The sequence below is a fragment of the Actinokineospora spheciospongiae genome (genome assembly GCF_000564855.1).
In the GTDB taxonomy this organism is placed as follows: domain Bacteria; phylum Actinomycetota; class Actinomycetes; order Mycobacteriales; family Pseudonocardiaceae; genus Actinokineospora; species Actinokineospora spheciospongiae.
In genome coordinates, this window is the sequence record NZ_AYXG01000091.1 from 1 (window position 1) to 6326 (window position 6326).

General features: G+C 75.2%; 1 protein-coding gene. It reads right to left on the reverse strand.

Annotation, left to right across the window (positions count from 1 at the left end; translation table 11 throughout):
- Window positions 1–6319, reverse strand: a 6319-nt coding sequence (locus UO65_RS12975) for an SDR family NAD(P)-dependent oxidoreductase (RefSeq protein ID WP_459166297.1), incomplete at its 3' end; no start/stop codon positions are given.
- Between the last annotated feature and the right edge of the window lie 7 nt (window positions 6320–6326).

Sequence of the window (6326 nt, forward strand, 5' to 3'; positions counted from 1 at the left end):
AGAACGCCGACCAGTCGACGGGAACGCCGTACGCGTGCAGGGTGGCCACCGCCGTGACGGCCGCTGATTCCTCGTCCCGGTCGCGGCGCAGCGCGGGCACGGCGGTCGCCTCGACGGCGTCCTGGATCATCGCCGTCAGGGTGCCGTCGGGGCCCAGTTCGAGGAAGGTGCGGACACCGGAGTCGATCATCGCCTGCACGCCGTCGGCGAAGCGCACGGTTTCCCGCACGTGCCGGACCCAGTACCGGGGGTTCGTCGGATCGCCGGAGATGAGGTCGATGGTCGGTTCGTGGAACTCGACGCCCGCGATCGCCGCCGCGAAGTCCTCCAGCATGGGGTCCATCAGCGGCGAGTGGAACGCGTGCGAGACCGGCAGCCGCTTGTGCTTCCAACCCCGTTCCCCCGCCGCGCGCGCCACCTGCTCGACCGCCTCGGCCGCACCCGCGACCACCACCGAGGCGGCGTCGTTCACGGCCGCCAGGGACACGGCGTCCGACAGCAGTTCGGCGACCTCGGCTTCACTCGCGGCCACCGCGAGCATGGCGCCGCCTTCGGGCAGGGCGTCCATGAGGCTCGCCCGGGCGCGCACCAGCGTGCACGCGTCCGCCAGGGAGAACACGCCCGCCACGTGCGCGGCCACGACCTCGCCCAGCGAGTGGCCTGTCACGACCTCGGGCTTGACGCCCCAGGACTCCACCAGCCGGTACAGCGCCACTTCGAGCGCGAACAACGCGGGCTGCGACCACCCGGTTCGGTTCAGGGCCGCCGCGTCCTCACCCCACACCACCTCGCGGACGTCCTCGCCCAGTTCGGCGATCACCTCGTCGAACGCTTCGGCGAACACCGGGAACCGGGCGTGCAGCTCCCGCCCCATGCCCAACCGCTGCGAACCCTGGCCCGTGAACACGATGCCCAACCGGCCGTCACCGGCCACCGCCTCGGTGACGGTGGTCAGCAGTTCCTCCCGGGTGCGGCCGACGAGGACCGCGCGGTGCTCGAACGCCGACCGGGTGGTGGCCAGGGAGAAGCCCACGTCCAGCGGGCGGCCCCCGGTGTCGGCGAGCCGGGACACCTGCTCGCGCACGGCCGCCGCGGTCTTGCCGGACACCAGCCAGGGCACCACGACCTCGGCGGGCTCCGGCTCAGCCGCATCGGGCGCGGGCACGGGCAGTTCCAGGATGGTGTGGGCGTTGGTGCCGGAGATGCCGAACGACGACACCGCCGCGCGCCGCGGACGGTCGGTCGACGGCCAGGCCGTGTTCTCGGTGACCAGGTCCACCGCGCCCGCCGACCAGTCCACGTGCGTGGACGGCTCGTCCACGTGCAGCGTCCTGGGCACCACACCGTGCCGCATCGCCTGCACCACCTTGATCACACCCGCCACCCCGGCCGCCGCCTGGGCGTGGCCGATGTTGGACTTGATCGACCCGAGCAACAGCGGGGTCTCCCGGTCGCGGCCGTAGGTCGCCAACAGCGCTTGGGCCTCGATCGGGTCACCCAGTGTCGTACCGGTTCCGTGGCCCTCCACCACGTCCACGTCGTGCGGGGACAACCCGGCGCCCGCGAGGGCCTGCCGGATCACCCGTTGCTGGGACGGGCCGTTGGGAGCGGTGAGGCCGTTCGACGCGCCGTCCTGGTTCACCGCAGAGCCCCGCACCACGGCCAAGACCTCGTGCCCGTTGCGGACGGCGTCGGACAGCCGCTCGACCACCAGCACCCCGACGCCCTCGGACCAGCCCGCGCCGTCTGCGGCCTCGGCGTAGGACTTGCACCGGCCGTCCACGGACATGCCGCGCTGCCGGGCGAACTCGATGAACAACGCGGGTGTGGACAGCACGGTGACGCCACCGGCGACGGCCAGGTCGCAGTCGCCGGAGCGCAGCGCTTGAACCGCCCAGTGCAGTGCCACCAGCGACGACGAGCACGCCGTGTCCACCGTGACCGCCGGGCCCTCCAGCCCCAGCGCGTAGGCGACGCGGCCGGAGGCGACGCTCGCGGAGCTGCCGTTGCCCCGGAACCCCTCGAACTCCGCGCCGGGCAGCAGTTCCGCGTAGTCGCTGTGCATGACCCCGGCGAAGACCCCGGTGCGGCTGCCCCGCAGCGACACCGGGTCGATGCCCGCCCGCTCGAACGCCTCCCAGGACGTCTCCAGCAGCAGGCGCTGCTGGGCGTCGGTGGCCAGCGCCTCGCGCGGGCTCATCCCGAAGAACTCCGCGTCGAACCCACCCGCGTCATGCAGGAAGCTGCCGGAGCGGGTGTAGGTCGTGCCCGGGTGGGCGGGGTCGGGGTCGTAGAGCGCGTCGAGGTCCCAGCCGCGGTCGTCGGGGAAGCCGCCGACCGCGTCCACGCCGTCGGCGACCAGCCGCCATAGGTCCTCCGGGGAGGACACGCCGCCCGGGTAGCGGCAGGCCATGCCCACGATCACCACCGGGTCGTCGGTCACCGGCGGCAGCGCGCCCAGCGGGACCGCCACGTCGGGGTCGGCCCCGAGCAGTTCGCCCAGCAGGTACCGGGCGACCGCCGCCGAGGTCGGGTGGTCGAACACCAGGGTCGCGGGCAGCCGCAGCCCGGTCGTCTCGGCCAGCGCGTTGCGCAGCTTGACGGCGGTCAGCGAGTCCAGGCCCAGTTCCTTGAACGCGCGCTCCGCGGGCACCGAGGCGCCGTCCGGGTGGCCGAGCACGGCGGCCACCCGGTCCCGCACCAGGGTCACCACCAGGTCGGTGCGGGCCTGCTCGGGCAGGGCGAGCAGGCGCCGCACGAGGCCGCCGTCCTCGCCCGCGCGGGCGACGCCGCGCCTGCTCCGCGGGCGGACCAGTGCGCTCAGCAGGGCCGCCAGGTCCCCGCCGCCCGCCGCCAGGGTGGCGAGGTCGAGCCGGGCGGGCACGGCCAGGGTGTGCCCGATCGCCGCGTCGAACAGGGCCAGGCCCTCGTCGGTGCGCAGCGGCAGCACCCCGGTGCGGTTGATCTGCTCCAGGTCGCCGTGGGACAGCGCCCCGGTCATGCCCTCCCCCGGCTGCCACAGGCCCCAGGCCAGCGAGGTCGCGGGCAGGCCGAGGGCGCGGCGGTGCGCGGCGAGGGCGTCGAGGAAGGCGTTGCCCGCCGCGTAATTGCCCTGGCCCGCCGAGCCGAACACCGACGCGGCCGAGGAGAACAGCACGAAGTGCTCCACCTCGCCCACCAGCTCGTGCAGGTGCCAGGCCGCGTCCACCTTGGGCCGCAGCACGCGGTCGACCGCGTCCGGGGTGAGCGAGGTGATCAGGGCGTCGTCGAGCACGCCCGCGGTGTGCACGACGCCGGTCAGCGGGTGCTCGGCGCCGACGGAGGCGACCACGGCCGCCAGCGCGGCGCGGTCGGTGACGTCGCAGGCCACCACCCGCGCGGTCGCACCCCGTTCCGCCAGCCCGGCGACGAGGTCGGCGGCACCGGCCGCGTCGGGGCCGCGGCGGCTGAGCAGCAGCAGGTGCCGGACGCCGTGCTCGACCACGAGGTGTTCGGCCAGGGCGCGGCCGAGGTCGCCGGTGCCCCCGGTGATCAGGACCGTCCCGTCGGGGTTCCAGGGCGCGGCGGGCGCGGGCTCGGCCCGGACCAGCCGGGCGGCGAACGCCTGCCCGTCGCGCACCACGACCTGGTGCTCGCCGGTGACGACGGGGTCGCCGTCGCCCTCGACGTCCACGAGCCGGAAGCGGCCGGGGTTCTCGGTCTGGGCGGAGCGGACCAGGCCCCAGGCGGCGGCCGCCGCCGGGTCGGCGCCGCTGAGGGCGCCGCGGGTGACGAACACCAGCGGGGCGTCGGCCTCCCGCACCCGCGCCAGGGCCTCGGTCACCAGCCGGTGCGCCGAGGCGACCACGTCGGTGCCGCCCACCAGCGGCACGATCTGCGCGTCGGCGGGGTCCACGGGCGCGGCGGGGGTCGTCCACTCGACCCGGAACAGCGAATCGGTGCGGGCGGTGCCGAGCTGTTCGGCGGTCACGGCGCGCAGGTGCAGCGCGCCGACGGAGGCGACGGGTTGACCGGTGCCGTCGGCGACGGCCAGTTCCACCCCCGCCTCGACCGACCCGCGCAGGCGGACCCGCGCGGTGGTGGCCCCGGTGGCGTGCAGCGACACGCCGTTCCAGACGAACGGCAGCAGTTGCACGCCCTCTTCGACCCCGGGCAGGAACGCGATGGCGTGCAGGGCGGCGTCCAGGAGCGCGGGGTGCAGGCCGAAGGCGGCCGCGTCGCGCACCTGCTCGGGCAGCGCGACCTCGGCGTACACGTCGTCGCCGAGCCGCCAGGCCGCGGTCAGGCCCTGGAACACCGGGCCGTAGCCGCGCACGTCGTAGAAGCCGTCCAGGTCGAGCGCGGTCGCCCCGGTGGGCGGCCAGGGCGCGGCGGGCAGCGGGTCGACCTCGGCGACCGCCGGGGTGAGCACGCCGGTGGCGTGGCGCACCCAGGGCGCCTCGGGGGTTCGCGTGTCGCGGGAGTACACCCCGATGTCCGCGCGGCCTCGCTCGTCCGGCGCGGCGACCCTGACCTGCACCGCCACCGCGCCGTTGTCGGGCAGCAGCAGCGGCGCCGAGATGGCCAGTTCGTCGAGGTGCCCGAGACCGGCCTCGTCGCCCGCGCGCAGGGCCAGCTCCACGAACCCGGTGCCGGGGAACAGGACCCGGCCCAGGGCGGTGTGGTCGGCCAGCCAGGGCTGCGCCCGCGGCGACAGCCTGCCGGTGAGCACCAGGCCGTCCCCCTCGGACAGGTCGACGGTGGCGCCGAGCAGCGGGTGCTCGACGCCGACCAGGCCCGCACCGGTCACGTCGCCGGTCGTCGCAGGGGTCTGCGGCCAGTAGTGGTGCCGCTGGAAGGCGTAGGTGGGCAGGTCCACGCGCCCGCCCTCGGGCAGCAGTGACGCCCAGTCCACCGGGTGGCCGTGCGACCACAACCGGCCCAGCGCCAGGTGCAGCGCGTCCACGCCGCCGTTGTCGCGCCGGGTGGAACCGGTCGCGACGACCTCGACGCCCACGGCGTCGGCGGTGGCCTCCACCGCGCCGGTCAGCACCGGGTGCGGGCCGACCTCCAGGAAAGTGGTGTGCCCCTGCGCCAGCAGCGCGCGGACCTCCCGCTCGAACTGCACCGTCTCGCGCAGGCTGCGGTACCAGTAGTCGGCGTCGGCGAGACCGGGACGTCCACTGGCCACAGTGGACGGGAAAGGCACCTCGGGTTCGCGTGGGCGCACAGGGGCCAGCACGTCCAGCAGTTGTTCCCGCAGTGCCTCGACCTCGGCCGAGTGCGACCCGTAGTCCACCGCGATCCGCCGCACCCACACGCCTTCGGCCTCGGCGCGGGCCACGAACGCGTCCAGCTCCGGCGCCGCACCGGCCACCACGACCGACCCGGGACCGTTGACCGCGGCGATCTGACCACCGAGTTCGACGACCCGCTCGGGGGTGGCCGCGACCGAGGCCATCCCGCCCGTGCCCGCCAGCACGCCCGCGATCAGCGCGCTGCGCGCCGCGACCACGAGAGCACCGTCCTCGGTCGACAGGGCGCCGGACACCACCGCGGCGGCGATCTCGCCCTGCGAGTGGCCCACCACCGCCGACGGCTCGATGCCCCACGACCGCCACAGACCGGCCAGCGACACCATCACCGCCCACAGCGCGGGCTGCACCACCTCCACCCGGGTCAGGGCCTCGTCGTCATCCAGGACCTCCATCAGGTCCCAATCGACGTGCGGTGCCAGCGCGACGGCGCACCGCTGGAGCAGTTCGGTGAACACCGGCGACGAGGCGGCCAGTTCCCGCCCCATGCCGACCCACTGGCCGCCCTGGCCGGGGAACACGAACACCGGTCCCCGCGCGGACGACCCGGCCGGGGAGGTCGAGCCGGTCACCGCGCCGTCGTGGTCGGAGCCTGCCGCGACCGCGGCCAATGCGCGCCGCAACGCCTCGGCGTCCCGGCCGGTCACCACGGCCCGGTGCTCGAACACCGCCCGGGTGCGGATCAACGCCGACGCCACGTCGACCGCGGGGGCGTCCACCGCCGCCAGCCGCTCGGCCTGGGCCCGCAGCGCCTGCGGCGTGCGGGCCGAGAACACCCACGGCACGACCGCCGACCGGTCGGGCTGCGCCACCTCGACCGGTTCGGTCGGGCTCTCCAGGATCACGTGCGCGTTGGTGCCGCTGATCCCGAACGAGGAGATCCCGGCTCGGCGCGGCCGGTCGACCTCGGGCCACGCCGTAGTCTCGGTGGCCAGTTCGACGCTGCCCGCCGTCCAGTCCACGTGCGTGGACGGCTGATCCACGTGCAGCGTCCTGGGCACCACACCGTGCCGCATCGCCTGCACCACCTTG